Here is a 16,809-nt window from a genome sequence, read left to right on the forward strand (position 1 = left end):
CTCGTCATGGCACCCGCGCGGTCCACTCAGGACTCGAGAACTTCGTCGCCACGAGTTCCTCGGCGCGTGCGCGCTCCGCGTCCGTCACCGCACCGTCGACCGTGTCGTAGCGGCTGCGGAAGTGGGACTTGAACGCCTCGATGACCTCTGCACGGGCCATCCCCGTCTGCGACCGCACGGGGTCGACCCGCTTGTTGGCGCTCTTGGTTCCCTTGTCGCTCATCTTCTCCCGGCCGATCCGCAGCACCTCGAGCATCTTGTCCGCGTCGATGTCGTACGCCATCGTCACGTGGTGCAGCACCGCGCCACCGACGAAGCGCTTCTGCGCCGCGCCGGCGATCTTGCCCGCGGGCGACGCGATGTCGTTGAGCGGCTGGTACGTGGCCTGCACGCCGAGGTCGGCGAGCGCCCCGAGGACCCAGTCGTCGAGGAAGGCGTAGGACCGCTCGAAGCTCAGTCCCTCGACGAGCGAGCCCGGGACGGTGAGCGAGTAGGTGATGGTGTTGCCGGGCTCGATGAACATCGCGCCGCCGCCGGACACGCGTCGCACCACGGTGATGCCGTGCTTCTCCGCACCGACGGGGTCGACCTCGTTCTTCAACGACTGGAACGAGCCGATGACGACAGCGGGCGCGCCCCACTCCCAGATCCGCAGGGTGGGCGGACGCAGGCCCGCGTCCACCGACTCGGCCATGGCCTGGTCGAGCGCCATGTGCATCTCGGGCGCCTGAGGGCCCTCGTGGACGATCTCGAAGGTGTGGTCGTGCCAGCCCGTCGCCCGGCCGAGCGCGCGCCGCGCAGCGATCGCCACCGCCTCGGGGGTGAACCCCACGAGGACCGCGGACGGGTCGAGGGACCGCGCGATCGCCGCCGCGAGCACAGCGACCGAGGAGTCCGCCGGCATCCCCTCGAGCGCCCCGTCGATGTCCGCGAGCGCCGTGTCCGGCTCGAGGAAGAAGTCACCGCTCACCGCGACGTGCGCGAGCCGGCCCTCCTCGACCTCGAGGTCGATCGCCACGAGCTTGCCACCAGGAACCTTGTATTCGCCTCTCACCGGTTCAGCCTATGCCCGCCGGGCGACGTGCCACGCCAGCGCCGACACACGGTCCGAGCGAGCACGACCGGCTTGCCCCCGGCGTCAGCGCGGGTTGACCCCGGCGTGGATGAGCCCGTAGATCGCCGAGTCGGTGAGCGCCTCCCAGGAGGCCTCGAGGAGGTTCGGGCCCACACCCACGGTCGACCAGCTCGACTGCCCGTCCGTCGTCTCGATGAGCACCCGCGTGATGGCACCGGTCCCGTGCATCTGGTCGAGGATGCGCACCTTGAAGTCGATGAGCTCGAACGCCTCGATCTCGGGGTAGACCCGGGTCAGCGCGAGACGCAGTGCGGCATCGAGCGCGTTGACCGGCCCGTTCCCCTCGCCCGTCGACACGATGCGCGCGCCACCCGCGTTGAGCTTGACCGTCGCCTCGGCGGTGGCCTCCGTCCCCCGGTGCCCGCTGCGCTCGACGATGGTCCGCCAGCTCTCGACATCGAAGTACCGGGGTCGCTCACCGATCATCTCCTCGACGAGCAGCAGCTCGAACGAGGCGTCCGCGGCGTCGTAGGTGTACCCGTCGGCCTCGTCGGCCTTGACGCGCGCCGTGATCCTCGTGAGGACCTCGGCCTGCCCGGACAGGTCGAATCCGAGCTCCTTGCCCTTGAGCTCGATCGACGCGCGCCCGGCCATGTCGGAGATGAGCATCCGCATGTCGTTGCCCACCCGCGTGGGGTCGATGTGCTGGTAGAGGTCCGCGTCCACCTTGATCGCGCTGGCGTGGATCCCGGCCTTGTGGGCGAACGCGCTCGCCCCGACGTACGGCTGGCGGGCGTACGGGGAGATGTTCGTGATCTCGCTGATCGCGTGCGCGATCCGGGTCGACTCCTCGAGGCCTGCACCGGCGAGCAGCGACCTGCCGTGCTTGAGCTCGAGGTTGGCCATGACCGTGACGAGGTCCGCGTTGCCGGTCCGTTCGCCGTAGCCGTTGACCGTGCCCTGCACGTGCGAGCAGCCGGCGTCGATCGCGGCGAGGGAGTTCGCGACGGCACAGCCGGAGTCGTTGTGCGCGTGGATGCCGAGGACGGCGTCCTCGCCCACCAGGCTCCGGACGTCGCCGACGACCTCGGTGATCCACTGCGGCAGCATCCCGCCGTTGGTGTCACAGAGTGCCACGACCTCCGCACCGGCCTCGAACGCCGCGAGCAGCGCCTCCCGGGCGTACGAGGCGTCGTACCGGAACCCGTCGAAGAAGTGCTCCGCGTCGACGACGACCCGCCGTCCCTCGGCGACGAGGAACGCGACGGTGTCGCGGATCATCGAGAGGTTCTCGGCGCCGTCGGTGCGTAGTGCCCGCTCGACGTGTCGGATGTCGAACTTCGACACGAGGGTGACCACCGGCGCCTGCGACCGCAGCAGTGCGAGGACCTGGGGGTCCTCGGCAGCGCGCAGCCCGACCTTCCGGGTGGCGCCGAACGCGGCGAGCACCGCGTTCTTCAGCTGGAGCTCGGTGGCCGCGCGGGAGAAGAAGTCCGTGTCCTTGGGCACCGCACCGGGCCATCCACCCTCGATGAACCCGACACCCAGCTCGTCGAGGAGGGGCGCGATCGCGAGCTTGTCCGAGACGGACAGGTTCATGCCCTCCTGCTGCGCTCCGTCGCGCAAGGTCGTGTCGTAGACGTGGAAGTTCACGCGTGAGCTCTTTTCCGTGCTGGGTGAGGAGATGGACGGTCCCGACGTCCAGAAGCATTGTGCTGGATCCGCGGCAGGGGTGGCGCCGTCGTCCAGCAACAAAAAAACCTCCCGGGGTACGGGAGGTTCGCGCGTCCGGGTCGTCCGGGACGCGCTAGGTGCGAATGAGCGCCATGCAGGCGGAGGTGTGTGCCACGAGACACATCATGGCACACACCTCCCGTGTCGGTCATCGACTGCCCCGCCGGCCGGCGGACGCACGTCACACGAGTCGGGTCATCCACCCGTGCCGGTCGGTCGCCCGCCCGTTCTGGATGTCCGTGAGCTCGGCGCGCACCGACATCGTCAGGTCACCTGCGTGCCCGTCGCCGATCGTCAGGTCGAAGTCCTCCCCCGCGAGCCGTCCGATGGGTGTGACGACCGCGGCGGTCCCGCACGCGAAGGCCTCGGTGATCGAGCCGTCGGCCAGGTCGGCCAGGACCTGCGCCAGCGGGATCCGGCGCTCGCGCACCTCGAGGCCACGGTCGCCGAGCAGCTGGATGATCGACGAGCGAGTCACGCCCTCGAGGATCGACCCCGAGAGCTCGGGAGTCTCGACCGAGCCGTCCGCACGCACGAAGAAGACGTTCATGCCGCCGAGCTCTTCGATCACCGAGTTCGTCGCGGCGTCGAGGAAGCAGACCTGCTCGCACCCCTTGCCCTGCGCGTACATCTGCGGGAGCAGGCTCGCGGCATAGTTCCCGCCGCACTTCGCGGCCCCCGTCCCGCCCTCACCGGCGCGGTGGTAGTCCTGCGCGACCCAGATGGACACGGGCTTGACCCCGCCGGCGAAGTACGGGCCGACGGGCGAGGCGATGACGAGGAACTCTGCCTCGAGCGACGGGCGGACGCCGAGGAAGACCTCCGAGGCGTACATGAACGGTCGGAGGTAGAGGCTCGCCTCGTCTCCGGAGGGGATCCACTCGACGTCCGTGCGCACGAGCGCAGCGACCGCGCCGAGGAAGTCCTCCGTGGAGAGCTCGGGGAGCGCCAACCGGCGCGCCGACCTCGCGAACCGCTCGGCGTTCGCCTCCGGGCGGAACGTCCACACGGAGCCGTCGGCGTGCCGGTACGCCTTGAGGCCCTCGAACACCTCCTGGCCGTAGTGCAGGACGGCGCTCGCGGGGTCCATGAGCAGCGGGCCGTACTTCTCGACCCGACGCTGCCCCCAGCCGCTCGTCGAGGACCACGTGGCCCGTGCCATGTGGTCGGTGAAGACGGTGCCGAACTGGGGTGCCGCGGTGACGGCCTCCCGCTCGGCGGTGGGCAGCGGGGACTCGCTGCGTCGGACGTCAAAACGGGCGGCAGCCTCATCGATGCTCATCGTGGAGCGTGCAAGCGTGGTGCTCATGGTCAGTGCCTTTCACCTGGCGACCCCTGCATTTTTCCACGCCGCGGACCGAATGGCTGCACGCTGTGGGAGGGGGTCCTTCTCGGGAGGGAGCGGTGAAGACGACCGGGGTCGGGGATCAGCCGCGCACGCGGTCCGCGAGCGCAGTTCCCACCTCGGCCGTCGAGCGTACTCGGCCGTCGCGCTCGACGAGGTCGGCTGCGACCGCCGACTCCACCCGTGCAGACTCCTCGGACAGCCCGAGGTGATCCAGCAGCATGGCGACGGACAGCACCGTCGCGGTGGGGTCCGCCTTGCCCTGCCCGGCGATGTCGGGCGCCGATCCGTGCACCGGCTCGAACATCGACGGTGCGGTGCGGTCCGGGTTGATGTTCGCGGAGGCGGCGAGACCGATGCCGCCGGTGATCGCGGCCGCCTGGTCGGTGAGGATGTCGCCGAAGAGGTTGTCGGTGACGATGACGTCGAACCGCGACGGGTTGGTCGTGAGGAAGATCGTCGCGGCGTCGACGTGCAGGTAGTCCGTCGTGACGTCGGGGAAGTCAGCGTTGACGGCCTCGACCGTGCGGCGCCAGAGGTGGCCGGCGTGGACGAGGACGTTGTGCTTGTGGACGAGCGTGAGGTGCTTGCGCGGACGCGCCTGCGCGCGGGCGAACGCGTCGCGTACGACGCGCTCGACACCGAACGCGGTGTTGACGCTCACCTCGTTGGCCACCTCGTGCGGGGTGCCGACGCGGATCGCGCCGCCGTTGCCGACGTACGGTCCCTCGGTGCCCTCGCGCACGACGACGAAGTCGATCTCGCCCGGCTCGGCGAGCGGGGAGCGCACGCCGGGGTACAGCTTTCCGGGGCGCAGGTTGACGTAGTGGTCGAGGGCGAAGCGCAGCTTGAGCAGCAGCCCGCGCTCGAGCACGCCGGACGGGACCGACGGGTCTCCGATGGCGCCGAGGAGGATCGCGTCGTGGGTGCGGATCGCGTCCAGGTCCGCGTCGGTGAGCGTCTCACCCGTCGCGTGCCAGCGCTGCGCACCGAGGTTGAACTTCGTCGTGGTGACGGTCGTCCCCGAGCCGGCGAGCACCGCGTCGAGCACGGCGAGCCCCTGCTCCACGACCTCGATCCCGATGCCGTCGCCTGCCACCACTGCCAGCTCGATGTTCCTCGTCATGACGGTGAGGGTACGCCGCCGTCCATGAACCGGAACGCGTGTCCCACGATCCGATCACGTTCCCAGCGGGCGGTGGCATGCTGGACCGCATGACTGTCGTGAAGATCAATGCCATCGAGGTTCCCGAGGGCGCCGGAGCCGAGCTCGAGGCTCGGTTCGCCGCGCGTCGACGAGCCGTCGAGGGGAGTCCGGGCTTCCTCGGGTTCGAGCTCTTGCGCCCCGTCGCCGGTGAGAGCCGGTACTTCGTCTACACCCGCTGGGCGACGGAGGAGGACTACCAGGCCTGGGCCGCGAACGGCGCTCGGGCGGCCCATGCCGGCCCGAGCGGAGAAGGACGCCCGGCGCCCGTCGCCACCGGCGCGTCGCTCCTGGAGTTCGAGCTCGTCGAGGACGCCTCCGCCGAGCGGGGATAGCACCGCGGGTCTCCCGGCCGGCCCTGGGGTCGGACGGGAGACCAGCGCGCCTACTGCGGGTAGAGCAGCTCGAAGCGTTCAGCGACGACCTCGAGGTCCGCGGGCAGCTCATCGACGCCGAGCTGCCGCGCGAAGTACCTCGAGTGGCCCTCGCGCCAGGCCGCGAGCGACCGGTCGTCCTCCCCCTCGGCGGCCGCGAAGTCCTCAGTGACGTCCATGAACGGCAGGACCTCGACCTCGGTCGTGCGGATGAGCGCCCTCGGGTGCCGGGCGCCGTCGAGGATGATCGAGAGGTCGCCGACCGCAGGGAGCGGAGCGGTCTCGTCGCCGTACTCCACGAGCAATGACGACGTCGCTGTCTTGGTCCCCTCGAGCACGAGGCCGAGGAGCTCGTCCGCGAGAGTCGCGTCGTCTCCGAACGACCAGGCCATCGGCGGCACGCCTGCGGCGACCGACACCCCGCCGACGACGGCGATGCGTCCGAGACCGGCTCGTGTCCGTGCACTCTCCCAGAACTCGACGATCTCCTCGTCGCCCGCACCTGTCCCAGGGCTGGCGTCAGGCACCTGGGGACCAGCGGTGGCGCCAGTCATGCGACCACGTCCTCACCCGTCGCGTCGCCCACCGGCTCGAGGACGAGGACAGGGATGACACGGTCGGTCTTCGTCGCGTAGTCCGCATAGTCGGGGTATGCCGCGACCGACCGCTGCCACCACTCCTCGCGCTCGTCACCCGTCACCTCGCGGGCGACGTAGTCCCGCACCTGCGCCCCGTCCTGGAGCGTGACGAGCGGGTGCGCCCGCAGGTTGTGGTACCAGGTCGGGTGCTGCGGGGCTCCGCCCATGCTCGCGACGACCGCGTACCGGCCGCCGTGCTCGACGCGCATGAGCGGCACCTTGCGCACCTTGCCGGAACGGGCACCGAGCGAGGTGAGGATGATGACCGGCCGACCCTCCCAGGTCGTGCCCTGCGTGCCGCCGGAGCTCTCGTAGAGCTCCACCTGCTCGCGCGTCCGGGTGTCGGGGCTGGGTTCGTAGACTCCGTCGAGTGGCATGTGCCTAGTCAACCATCGTGCTCGAGGCGCGCGCACGGCGCGACGCGCACCGGACGTGGCGCCCGGCGGGTCCGGACGCACGCCGGGGCGGGCACCGCCACGTCAGTGGGGTACCCGCCCCGGCGGGACGGACGAGGCGTCAGCGCCCCGCGGAGCCCTCGACGTAGTCCGAGTCGGACGGCTTGACCCACGCGAAGAGCTTGCGCAGCTCGCGGCCGGTGGCCTCGATCGGGTGCTGCTCACCCTTGGCGCGCAGCTCCTTGAACTCCTGGCCGCCGTTCTCCTGGTCGTTGATGAACCGCTCGGCGAACGCACCGTTCTGGATGTCGGCGAGGACAGCCTTCATGTTCTCCTTCACCTCGGGCGTGATGACGCGCGGGCCGGAGACGTAGTCGCCGTACTCCGCGGTGTCGGAGACGGACCAGCGCTGCTTCGCGATGCCGCCCTCCCACATGAGGTCGACGATGAGCTTGAGCTCGTGGAGCACCTCGAAGTAGGCGACCTCGGGCTGGTAGCCCGCCTCGGTGAGGACCTCGAAGCCGTACTGGACGAGCTGCGAGGCGCCACCGCACAGGACGGCCTGCTCGCCGAAGAGGTCCGTCTCGGTCTCCTCGGTGAACGTCGTCTTGATCCCGGCGGCACGCAGGCCTCCGATGGCCTTGCCGTAGGACAGCGCGAGCTCCCACGCGTGACCGGACGCGTCCTGCTCGACCGCGACGATGACCGGCACGCCGCGTCCGTCGAGGTACTCGCGGCGCACGAGGTGCCCCGGTCCCTTGGGCGCGACCATGATGACGTCGAAGCCCGGCTCGGGCTTGATGTACCCGAAGCGGATGTTGAAGCCGTGCCCGAAGACGAGCGCGGTGCCCTCGTTGAGGTTGGGTGCGATCTCCTGCGCGTACACGTGGCGCTGGACCTGGTCGGGCGCGAGGATGACGACCACGTCAGCCTCCTTGACCGCCTCGGCGACGCTCAGGACGCGCAGTCCTTCGTTCTCGGCCTTGGCACGCGAGGAGCTGCCCTCGCGGAGCCCGACGCGCACGTCGACGCCCGAGTCCCGCAGGTTGAGCGCGTGGGCGTGCCCCTGGCTGCCGTAGCCGATGACCGCGACCTTGCGGGCAGCGATGATGGACAGATCAGCGTCGTCGTCGTAGAACAGCTCAGCCACCGTGGATCTCCTTGGTTCTCGTATGTGTGTTGGAAGCGAAAGGGGTCAGGCGCTACGGACGCGCTCGAGCGCGCGGTCCGTGATGGAGCGGGCGCCGCGACCGATGCCGACGGTGCCGGACTTGACGATCTCACGGATCCCGAAGGGCTCGAGCGCCGTGAGCAGCGCCGAGAGCTTCTCGGGATTCCCGGTCGCCTCGATCGTCACCGCGTCGGGGACGACGTCCACGACGTGGGCACGGAAGAGCTGGACGACCTCGAGCACATGGGTGCGGCTCGTGAGGTCGGCGCGCACCTTGACGAGCATGAGCTCGCGCTGGACGGCGGCCGAGGGATCGAGCTCGACGATCTTGATGACGTTGATGAGCTTGTTCAGCTGCTTCGTCACCTGCTCGAGCGGCAGCGAGTCGACGTCGACGACGACCGTCACGCGCGAGAGGTCGTCGTGCTCGGTGGGACCGACCGCGAGCGAGTGGATGTTGAAGGACCTGCGGGCGAACAGCCCTGCGATCCTGGTGAGCACGCCCGGCTTGTTCTCCACGAGCACCGAGAGGGTGTGACGCGTCATGTTCCTACCAGCCTTCCGGTGTCAGTCTTCGCGGTCCCACGCGGGTGAGATCCCGCGTGCGTACTGGATGTCGTCGTTGCTCACTCCGGCGGCGACCATCGGCCACACCATCGCGTCCCTGGAGACATTGAAGTCGATGACGACGGGCTGGTCGTTGATCGACTCGGCCCGCTTGATCGCCGCATCGACCTCGTTCGCGTGCTCGACGCGAATGCCGACGCAGCCGTAGGCGTCGGCCAGCTTGACGAAGTCGGGGACGCGACGCGTCCCGTGCCCCGTGTGCAGGTCGGTGTTGGAGTACCGCGACTCGTAGAACAGGGTCTGCCACTGGCGCACCATGCCGAGCGACGAGTTGTTGATGAGCGCGACCTTGATGGGGATGTCGTTGATGGTGCAGGTGGCCAGCTCCTGGTTGGTCATCTGGAAGCACCCGTCGCCGTCGATCGCCCAGACCGTGCGGTCGGGCTGGCCGACCTTCGCGCCCATCGCTGCGGGGATCGAGTACCCCATCGTCCCCAGTCCGCCGGAGTTGAGCCACGTGTTCGGGCGCTCGTAGCGGATGAACTGCGACGCCCACATCTGGTGCTGCCCGACACCGGCGACGTAGATGGAGTCCGGCCCGGAGATCGCGCCGAGCCTGCTGATGATGTGCTGCGGGGCGAGGTGGCCGTCGTCGGGCTCGGTGAAGCCGAGCGGGTACGTCTCGCGCCACCCGTCGATCTGGCGCCACCACGCCTCGAGGTCCGGCTTGCCGTGCTGCTCGTGCTCGCGCGCGAGCTCGGGCAGCAGGTCGGCGATGACCTCTTTGAGGTCACCGACGATCGGCACGTCCGGGGTGCGGTTCTTGCCGATCTCCGCAGGGTCGATGTCCGCGTGGATGATCGTCGCGTGCGGCGCGAAGCTCGAGAGCTTGCCCGTCACACGGTCGTCGAAGCGAGCGCCGAGGGCAAAGACGAGGTCCGCCTTCTGCAGGGCCGCGACCGCGGGCACCGTGCCGTGCATCCCGGGCATCCCGAGGTTCTGCGGGTGGGAGTCCGGCAGTGCGCCGCGGGCCATGAGGGTCGTCACCGCGGCAGCGCCGGACAGGTCGACGAGCTTGCGCAGCTGGGCGGCCGCACCCGAACGGATCGCACCGCCACCGATGTAGAGCACGGGGCGACGTGCGGACGCCAGGAGCCGGGCCGCCTCGCGGATCTGCTTGCTGTGGGGCTTCGTCACCGGGTGGTACCCGGGCAGGTTGAGCTCCTGGGGCCAGGAGAAGGTCGTCCGGGACTGCATGGCCGACTTCGCGATGTCGACGAGCACAGGTCCGGGCCGCCCCGTCGAGGCGATGTGGAACGCCTCGGCGATCGTGCGCGGGATGTCATCCGGGTTCGTCACGAGGAAGTTGTGCTTCGTGACAGGCAGGGTGATGCCGACGATGTCCGCCTCCTGGAAGGCGTCCGTCCCGATGAGGGAGGCGCCGACCTGGCCGGTGATCGCGACCATGGGGATGGAGTCCATGTTGGCGTCCGCGATCGGCGTGACGAGGTTCGTCGCCCCGGGGCCCGACGTCGCCATGGTCACGCCGACACGTCCGGTCGCGTGCGCGTACCCGGAGGCCGCGTGCCCACCACCCTGCTCGTGCCGCACGAGGATGTGCCGGAGCTTCTTCGAGTCCATGAGCGGGTCGTACGTCGGGAGGATCGCCCCGCCCGGGATGCCGAAGACGACCTCGACCCCGGCGGCCTCGAGCGACCGGACGATCGACTCCGCGCCGTTGAGCTCGTACGGCGCGACGACGGACGACGCAGCCGTCGCAGCTCCACGTGCGGGAGCCGGCTTCGCGGCGCCGGGCGCCGCGGTGTCGCTTGTCTTGGCGGTACCGCGGGGCGGTGCCGGCGTGGGTCCCTGGACCATCAGGTTCTCCTGTGTGCTCATGCTGGGTGGGAGGTGCTACCGGTCAGGCTGGTCGAGCTGCTCGGTCCCGGGACGCTCGGTCCCGGATGCGACCCCTCCTGCGCCGGATGGGCGCCGAGCGGGGTTCACTGGTGGTGACATGAAAAAACCCCTCGCACCCGGGTAGGGCTCTTCGAGGGGTAAGCGCGCGGACGAGACCTCAGTGGTGGGCCTCAGCCGACGCGCTCAGGAAGTACTACGAGAAGGATCATCTGCACACCCAGCACAGTACGCCTCGTCCTCATCGATGTCACATGTCTCCGGCCATGTCTCAGCCGGTGGGACCGGGGCCCTTGCAGCCCACCCGCGGCCCTCTAGAGTGAGGAGCCGCGCCACGAGCACGCGGGCAGGCGCCGACGAGGAGGACGACACCCACGATGGAGCAGGACACCGCGGTCCGCGAGCCCGTAGCGCGTCACACGTCCCTGGCCGGAGCCGCTCGTCGGTCCGCCGGGGCATGGCCGAGGATCGCGCTCGTCGCTGCGTTGCTCCCCGCGCTCGCTGCCTGCGGGAGCGACCCGCTCGCCCCCGCAGACTCGAGCAGTCCGGCCGACCTCGCCTATGTCGAGCTCACCGGCTCCATCGACGACCGGGTGGCCAACCACAAGGTTCTCGTGCACGGGGTCGTGACGAACTACCCGGCCCCGGACTCCGCCGACGTGCCTGACGGCGTCGACACGCTGCTTCTCGTCGACCTCACCGTCACCACGGGCACCACGCACCCCCGGGAGGTCGGCCCGAACAGCTTCGAGCTCCGGTCGGATGCCGGCGATCCGCTGCGTGCGCTCGCGACGGTGCCGGCAGCGCTCACGGACTCGACGCTGTGGCCCCTCGGTTCGCAGTCGGCCGGCCGTACGCAACGAGGCTGGGTCGCCTTTCCGATGGAGTGGGACACCCCCACCCTCGAGTCCGCCGAGCTCGTCCTCGTCCGGACGCGGACAGCCGCCGAGCCGGGCGAAGGGGACGCAGAGTTCAGCGTCTCCCTCCCCCTGGACTGACCCTCCTCGTGCGGCCCCCCGGGGCCGATCAGTACAGCACCGCACCCTGCGACGCGGAGTGGACGAGCTTCGCGTACTTCGCGAGCACCCCGCGCGTATAGGTCGGCGCGAGCGGCGCCCACCCGGCGCGGCGTGATTCCAGCTCTGCGTCGTCCACGAGCAGGTCGAGCGTCGCGTTCGCGACGTCGAGCCGGATCCGGTCACCGTCCCGGACGAACGCGACAGGACCAGCGTCGACGGCCTCGGGGGCGACGTGCCCGACGCACAGTCCGGTGGTCCCACCCGAGAACCGACCGTCCGTGAGGAGCAGCACGTCCTTGCCGAGGCCCGCCCCCTTGATCGCGCCGGTGATCGCGAGCATCTCCCGCATCCCGGGGCCGCCCTTGGGCCCCTCGTACCGGATCACCACGACGTCCCCCGCCTGGATGGTGCCGTCCTCGAGGGCGTCCATCGCAGCACGCTCCCGGTCGAACACCCGCGCCGTCCCCTCGAACACGTCCTTGTCGAACCCCGCGGACTTCACGACGGCACCCTCGGGCGCGAGGGAACCGTGCAGGATCGTGATGCCGCCCGTGCGGTGGATCGGGTTGTCGAGCGCCCGGAGGATCTTCCCGTCCGGGTCGGGAGGTGCGATGTCGGCGAGGTTCTCGGCGACGGTCTTGCCGGTGACCGTGAGGCAGTCGCCGTGCAGCAACCCCGCGTCGAGCAGTGCCTTCATGACGACGGGCACCCCACCGATCCGGTCGACGTCGGCCATGACGTAGCGTCCGAACGGCTTGAGGTCACCGAGGTGCGGCACGCGCGCCGCGACACGGGTGAAGTCCGCGAGCGTGAGCTCGACCTCGGCCTCGTGGGCGATGGCGAGCAGGTGCAGGACGGCGTTCGTCGATCCGCCGAAAGCCATGACCACGGCGATCGCGTTCTCGAACGCCTCCTTGGTCATGATCTGCCGCGCGGTGATCCCCTTGCGGAGCATCTCCACGACCGCCTCACCTGACTTGAACGCGAACGCGTCGCGACGGCGGTCAGCGGACGGCGGTGCGGCAGAACCCGGGAGGGACATCCCCATCGCCTCGGCGACCGAGGCCATGGTGTTCGCCGTGTACATCCCGCCGCAGGCGCCCTCTCCCGGGCAGATCGCGCGCTCGATCCGCTCGAGGTCTCCCTGGCTCATGAGGCCACGCGAGCACGCGCCCACGGCCTCGAAGGCGTCGATGAGCGTGACGTCCTTCTCGGTACCGTCCTCGAGCTTGACCCACCCGGGCATGATCGTCCCTGCGTACAGGAACACGGACGCAAGGTCGAGTCGCGCCGCGGCCATGAGCATCCCCGGCAGGGACTTGTCGCACCCGGCGAGGAGCACGGACCCGTCGAGACGCTCCGCCTGCATGACGGTCTCGACGGAGTCGGCGATGATGTCCCGCGAGACGAGGGAGAAGTGCATGCCCTCGTGCCCCATCGAGATCCCGTCGGACACGGAGATGGTGCCGAACTCGAGCGGGAAGCCGCCACCGGCATGGACGCCGTTCTTCACGGCCTTCGCCAGGCGGTCGAGCGAGAGGTTGCACGGCGTGATCTCGTTCCACGAGCTCGCGACGCCGATCTGCGGCTTCGCGAAGTCGTCGTCGCCGAGCCCCACGGCCCGGAGCATCCCCCGGGAGGCGGTCGCCTCGATCCCGTCGGTGACGGTCCGGGACCGGGGCTTGATGTCGATCCCCGAGGTGGACCCGGGAGAGCCGGCGTGCTGGCTGGTTGTGGTCATGCACCCGAGTCTATGGGCGCGCCTCGGCGCCCGTCGCGAGGACGCACGCCGAGGCGACCGGTCGGCGTGCGCGCGACCCGGAGCTCGTTCGCTCCCGACCGCGCGTGGTTCGCACGGTCGGGAGCGCCCCTGGTCTCAGCCGATGCGTTCGAGGATGAGCTCGCGGACCCGTCCGGCGTCCGCCTGCCCTCTCGTCGCCTTCATGACTGCTCCGATGACGGCCCCGACCGGACCGAGGTTTCCCGAGCGGATCTTCTCGGCGATGTCGGGCTGCGCGGCGAGAGCCGCATCGATCGCCTCGAGCAGCGGGCCGTCGTCGGAGACGATCTCGAGGCCACGGGTCACGACGACCTCCTCGGGGGAGCCCTCTCCCGCGAGCACTCCCTCGAGCACCTGCCGCGCCAGCTTGTCGTTGATGCGACCTGAGTCCACGAGAGCCTGGAGCTCACCGACCTGCTCGGGAGTGACCGGGAGATCGGTGAGCTCGACGTCCGCGGTCTTCGCGGCCCGGGCGAGCTCACCCATCCACCACTTGCGTGCCGCGGCGGCGCTCGCGCCGGCCGCGATCGTCGTCTCGATGATCTCGACAGCACCGGCATTGACGACGTCGCGCATCTCGGGGTCCGAGTAGCCCCACTCGGTCTGCAGGCGTCGGCGCCTCGCGACGGGCATCTCCGGGAGCGTCGCGCGGATCTCCTCGACCCACTCGCGGGACGGCGCGACCGGCACGAGGTCGGGCTCCGGGAAGTACCGGTAGTCCTCGGCGTCGGACTTCACGCGTCCCGACGTCGTCGTCGAGGTGTCCTCGTGCCAGTGCCGGGTCTCCTGGATGATCGTCCCGCCAGCGTCGAGCACGGCGGCCTGGCGGCTCACCTCGTACCGCACCGCACGCTCGATGGACCGGAACGAGTTGACGTTCTTCGTCTCGGTGCGGGTACCCAGCGGCGACTCGGGCGTCGGGCGCAGCGAGAGGTTGACGTCCGCACGGACGTTGCCCCGCTCCATGCGGGCCTCGGAGACGTCGAGCGCCCGGAAGATGTCTCGCAGCGTCTGGACATACGCGCGCGCGACCTCGGGAGCACGGTCCCCCGCGCCCGTGATCGGACGCGTGACGATCTCCACGAGCGGGATGCCCGCGCGGTTGTAGTCGACGAGGGAGTACTCCGCCCCGTGGATGCGCCCCGTGCTGCCACCGACGTGCGTGTTCTTCCCGGCGTCCTCCTCCATGTGCGCACGCTCGATCTCGACGCGGAACACGGAACCGTCGTCGAGCTCCACGTCGAGGTACCCGTCGAACGCGATGGGCTCGTCGTACTGGGACGTCTGGAAGTTCTTCGGGACGTCGGGGTAGAAGTAGTTCTTCCGTGCGAAGCGGCACGACTCGGCGATCTCACAGTTGAGCGCGAGCCCGATGCGGATGGCGTACTCGACGGCCTTGCCGTTGACCACGGGGAGAGCGCCGGGGAGACCGAGCGACACCGGGGTCACCTGGGTGTTCGGCGCTCCTCCGAACGCGACCTCGGCCGCGCAGAACATCTTCGTGACGGTGCCCAGCTCGACATGGACCTCGATGCCGATCACGGGGTCGTACCGCGAGACGGCGTCGTCGTAGTCGACGAGGTCGACGGTGCTCGAGGTGCTCATCGGGCGATCTCCAGTTCTGGTGCTCGGGCGAGCAGCGGGCCGCCCCAGGTGTTCTCGAGGAGGGACTCCAACGCAGCCCCCACGTGGTAGAGCCGGTCGTCCTTGCGGGCCGGGGCGAGGATCTGGAACCCGACCGGGAGGCCGTCGTCGGAGAGCCCGTTGGGCACCGACATGCCGGGCACGCCCGCGAGGTTCGCGGGGATCGTCGCGACGTCGTTGAGGTACATGGCCAGCGGGTCGTCCATCTTCTCCCCGAAGCGGAACGCCGTCGTCGGCGCCGTGGGCGAGACGAGGACGTCGGCGACGGCGAACGCCGCGTCGAAGTCACGCTGGATGAGTGTGCGGACCTTCTGCGCGCTGCCGTAGTAGGCGTCGTAGTACCCGGCGGAGAGTGCGTAGGTGCCGAGGATGACACGGCGCTTGACCTCGTCGCCGAACCCGGCGCCCCGGGTGGCGGACATGACGCGCTCGGCGGTGACCGGCCCGTCCGTCGGCTCCACACGCAGACCGAACCGCATCCCGTCGAACTTCGCGAGGTTGCTCGACGCCTCGGACGGCATGATGAGGTAGTACGCGGACAGTGCGTACCGGAAGCTCGGGCAGGAGACCTCGACGATCTCGGCACCTGCGCGGCGCAGCAGCTCGAGCGACTCCTCGAAGCGCGCGGACACGCCGGCCTGGTACCCCTCGCCGCTCAGCTCCGTCACGACACCGACCCGCACGCCCGTGAGATCGCCGAGGGCGCCACGGCGCGCGGCGTCCACGACGGCGGGAACGGGCTCGTCCAGGGACGTGGAGTCCCGGGGGTCGTGTCCCCCGATAAGCTCGTGGAGCAGCGCGGAGTCGAGCACCGTGCGGCTGACGGGACCGGCCTGGTCGAGCGAGGAGGCCATCGCGATGAGGCCGTACCGGGACACCCCACCGTACGTCGGCTTCACGCCGACAGTGCCGGTCACCGCACCGGGCTGCCGGATGGAGCCACCTGTGTCCGTGCCGATCGCGAGAGGCGCCTCGAACGCCGCGACGGCCGCCGCGGACCCACCGCCAGAACCGCCGGGGATGCGGTCGAGGTCCCAGGGGTTGGACGTGTTGCCGTACGCGGAGTGCTCGGTGCTCGAGCCCATCGCGAACTCGTCCATGTTCGTCTTGCCAAGGATCGGCAGCCCTGCCGCCTTGATGCGCTCGACGAGCGTCGCGTCGTAGGGCGGCAGCCACCCTTCGAGGATCTTCGAGCCGGCGGTCGTCGGCACGCCACGGGTGACGACGACGTCCTTGACGGCGATCGGCACCCCGGCGAGCGGGTGGAGCTTCTCCCCCGCGGCCCGGCGTGCGTCGACGTCACCCGCCGTCGCCATCGCGGCGTCGGCGTCGACGTGGAGGAAGGCGTGCACGGACGGCTCGACCGCGGAGATGCGCTCGAGGTGGGCGCGCGTGATCTCGGTGCTCGTGAGCTCGCCCGACTCCATCGCCGCAGCGAGGTCGGCGGCCGACGAGCGGATGAGGTCGGTCATGAGTCCTCCCCGAGGATCTGCGGGACAGCGAAGCGGCCGTCGATGCTCGACGGCGCCGCGGCCATGATCTCGTCGACGTCGAGCGGCGCGACCGGCACGTCCTCGCGGAAGACGTTCGTCAACGGCAGCGGGTGGCTCGTCGCGGGGACGTCGGGGGTGACGATGCTCCCGACCTCGGCGATGGCATCGACGATGACGACGAGCTCGCCGGCGAGACGGTCGAGCTCTTCTGGGCGCAGATCGATGCGGGCGAGCGCTGCTACGCGCGCGACCTCATCGCGAGAAAGTGTGGACATGGTCCCAGTCTAGAGCCTGCGCCACGGCCGTCCGTGAGGCCTCGTTCGTGCAGTCGAGCCGTTCCCTGTGCAGTCCCTGGCGCTGAAAACTGTCTGGGTACGACGAAGGCCCACCCCTTGAGGGGTGGGCCTTCGACAATGGTTGTCCGGCGGCGTCCTACTCTCCCACACAGTCTCC

15 protein-coding genes are annotated in these 16,809 nt (G+C 70.0%); 2 read left to right on the plus strand and 13 right to left on the minus strand.

Features of this window, described 5'->3' with window-relative positions; translation table 11 throughout:
- Positions 1–4: 4 nt before the first annotated feature.
- From lplAB to AC2AXK_RS08340, 4 genes are all read right to left on the minus strand, one after another.
- On the minus strand, positions 5–1,054 hold the full coding sequence (gene lplAB / locus AC2AXK_RS08325) for a lipoate-protein ligase LplAB (protein WP_484344881.1): 1,050 nt from the start codon (positions 1,052–1,054) through the stop codon (positions 5–7).
- Between the two features lie 84 nt (positions 1,055–1,138).
- A complete protein-coding gene (gene cimA, locus AC2AXK_RS08330) occupies positions 1,139–2,728 on the minus strand; it encodes a citramalate synthase (RefSeq protein ID WP_484344882.1) in 1,590 nt (529 codons plus the stop codon).
- A gap of 262 nt (positions 2,729–2,990) precedes the next feature.
- Complete coding sequence (locus AC2AXK_RS08335; protein ID WP_484344883.1) at positions 2,991–4,118, minus strand: branched-chain amino acid aminotransferase; 1,128 nt, start codon at positions 4,116–4,118, stop codon at positions 2,991–2,993.
- 118 nt (positions 4,119–4,236) lie between these two features.
- On the minus strand, positions 4,237–5,280 hold the full coding sequence (locus AC2AXK_RS08340) for a 3-isopropylmalate dehydrogenase (RefSeq protein ID WP_484344884.1): 1,044 nt from the start codon (positions 5,278–5,280) through the stop codon (positions 4,237–4,239).
- Positions 5,281–5,369: 89 nt separating this feature from the next.
- On the opposite strand from AC2AXK_RS08340, the gene AC2AXK_RS08345 reads away from it, so the two are divergent.
- Entirely contained in the window at positions 5,370–5,693 is a 324-nt protein-coding gene (locus AC2AXK_RS08345; RefSeq protein WP_484344885.1) for an antibiotic biosynthesis monooxygenase family protein, read from the plus strand.
- 50 nt (positions 5,694–5,743) lie between these two features.
- On the opposite strand, the gene AC2AXK_RS08350 is transcribed toward AC2AXK_RS08345, so the two are convergent.
- The 5 genes from AC2AXK_RS08350 to AC2AXK_RS08370 form a co-directional block, all read right to left on the minus strand.
- Positions 5,744–6,286, minus strand: coding sequence for an ASCH domain-containing protein (locus AC2AXK_RS08350; RefSeq protein WP_484344886.1), 543 nt, complete (start codon positions 6,284–6,286; stop codon positions 5,744–5,746).
- Positions 6,283–6,747, minus strand: a complete 465-nt coding sequence (locus AC2AXK_RS08355) for a nitroreductase family deazaflavin-dependent oxidoreductase (RefSeq protein WP_484344887.1) — start codon at positions 6,745–6,747, stop codon at positions 6,283–6,285. The genes AC2AXK_RS08350 and AC2AXK_RS08355 overlap by 4 nt, the downstream gene beginning before the upstream one ends.
- A 139-nt stretch (positions 6,748–6,886) precedes the next feature.
- Positions 6,887–7,915 carry a ketol-acid reductoisomerase gene (ilvC, locus tag AC2AXK_RS08360; protein ID WP_484344888.1) on the minus strand — a complete coding sequence of 343 codons (1,029 nt, stop codon included), beginning with the start codon at positions 7,913–7,915 and terminating at the stop codon, positions 6,887–6,889.
- A gap of 45 nt (positions 7,916–7,960) precedes the next feature.
- Positions 7,961–8,482: an acetolactate synthase small subunit gene (ilvN, locus tag AC2AXK_RS08365; RefSeq protein ID WP_484344889.1), complete on the minus strand. Its 522-nt coding sequence runs from the start codon at positions 8,480–8,482 to the stop codon at positions 7,961–7,963.
- 21 nt (positions 8,483–8,503) lie between these two features.
- A complete protein-coding gene (locus tag AC2AXK_RS08370; protein WP_484344890.1) occupies positions 8,504–10,381 on the minus strand; it encodes an acetolactate synthase large subunit in 1,878 nt (625 codons plus the stop codon).
- A gap of 416 nt (positions 10,382–10,797) precedes the next feature.
- Between AC2AXK_RS08370 and AC2AXK_RS08375 the strand changes: the two genes are divergently transcribed.
- Complete coding sequence (locus AC2AXK_RS08375) at positions 10,798–11,418, plus strand: DUF4352 domain-containing protein (RefSeq protein ID WP_484344891.1); 621 nt, start codon at positions 10,798–10,800, stop codon at positions 11,416–11,418.
- A gap of 28 nt (positions 11,419–11,446) precedes the next feature.
- Here the strand turns inward: AC2AXK_RS08375 and ilvD are convergent, their stop codons facing one another.
- The 4 genes from ilvD to gatC all read right to left on the minus strand — a co-directional run bounded on the left by ilvD (position 11,447) and on the right by gatC (position 16,631).
- Positions 11,447–13,180, minus strand: coding sequence for a dihydroxy-acid dehydratase (gene ilvD / locus AC2AXK_RS08380; RefSeq protein WP_484344892.1), 1,734 nt, complete (start codon positions 13,178–13,180; stop codon positions 11,447–11,449).
- A 135-nt stretch (positions 13,181–13,315) separates the two neighbouring features.
- Positions 13,316–14,824, minus strand: coding sequence for an Asp-tRNA(Asn)/Glu-tRNA(Gln) amidotransferase subunit GatB (gene gatB, locus AC2AXK_RS08385; RefSeq protein ID WP_484344893.1), 1,509 nt, complete (start codon positions 14,822–14,824; stop codon positions 13,316–13,318).
- Positions 14,821–16,335 (minus strand): Asp-tRNA(Asn)/Glu-tRNA(Gln) amidotransferase subunit GatA, encoded by a 1,515-nt coding sequence (gene gatA / locus AC2AXK_RS08390; RefSeq protein ID WP_484344894.1) that lies wholly within the window; start codon positions 16,333–16,335, stop codon positions 14,821–14,823. The genes gatB and gatA overlap by 4 nt, the downstream gene beginning before the upstream one ends.
- Positions 16,332–16,631 (minus strand): Asp-tRNA(Asn)/Glu-tRNA(Gln) amidotransferase subunit GatC, encoded by a 300-nt coding sequence (gatC, locus tag AC2AXK_RS08395; protein WP_484344895.1) that lies wholly within the window; start codon positions 16,629–16,631, stop codon positions 16,332–16,334. Before gatC ends, gatA begins: the two co-directional genes overlap by 4 nt.
- Positions 16,632–16,809: the final 178 nt, after the last annotated feature.

The sequence above is a fragment of the Sanguibacter sp. Z6_81 genome, assembly GCF_057180625.1.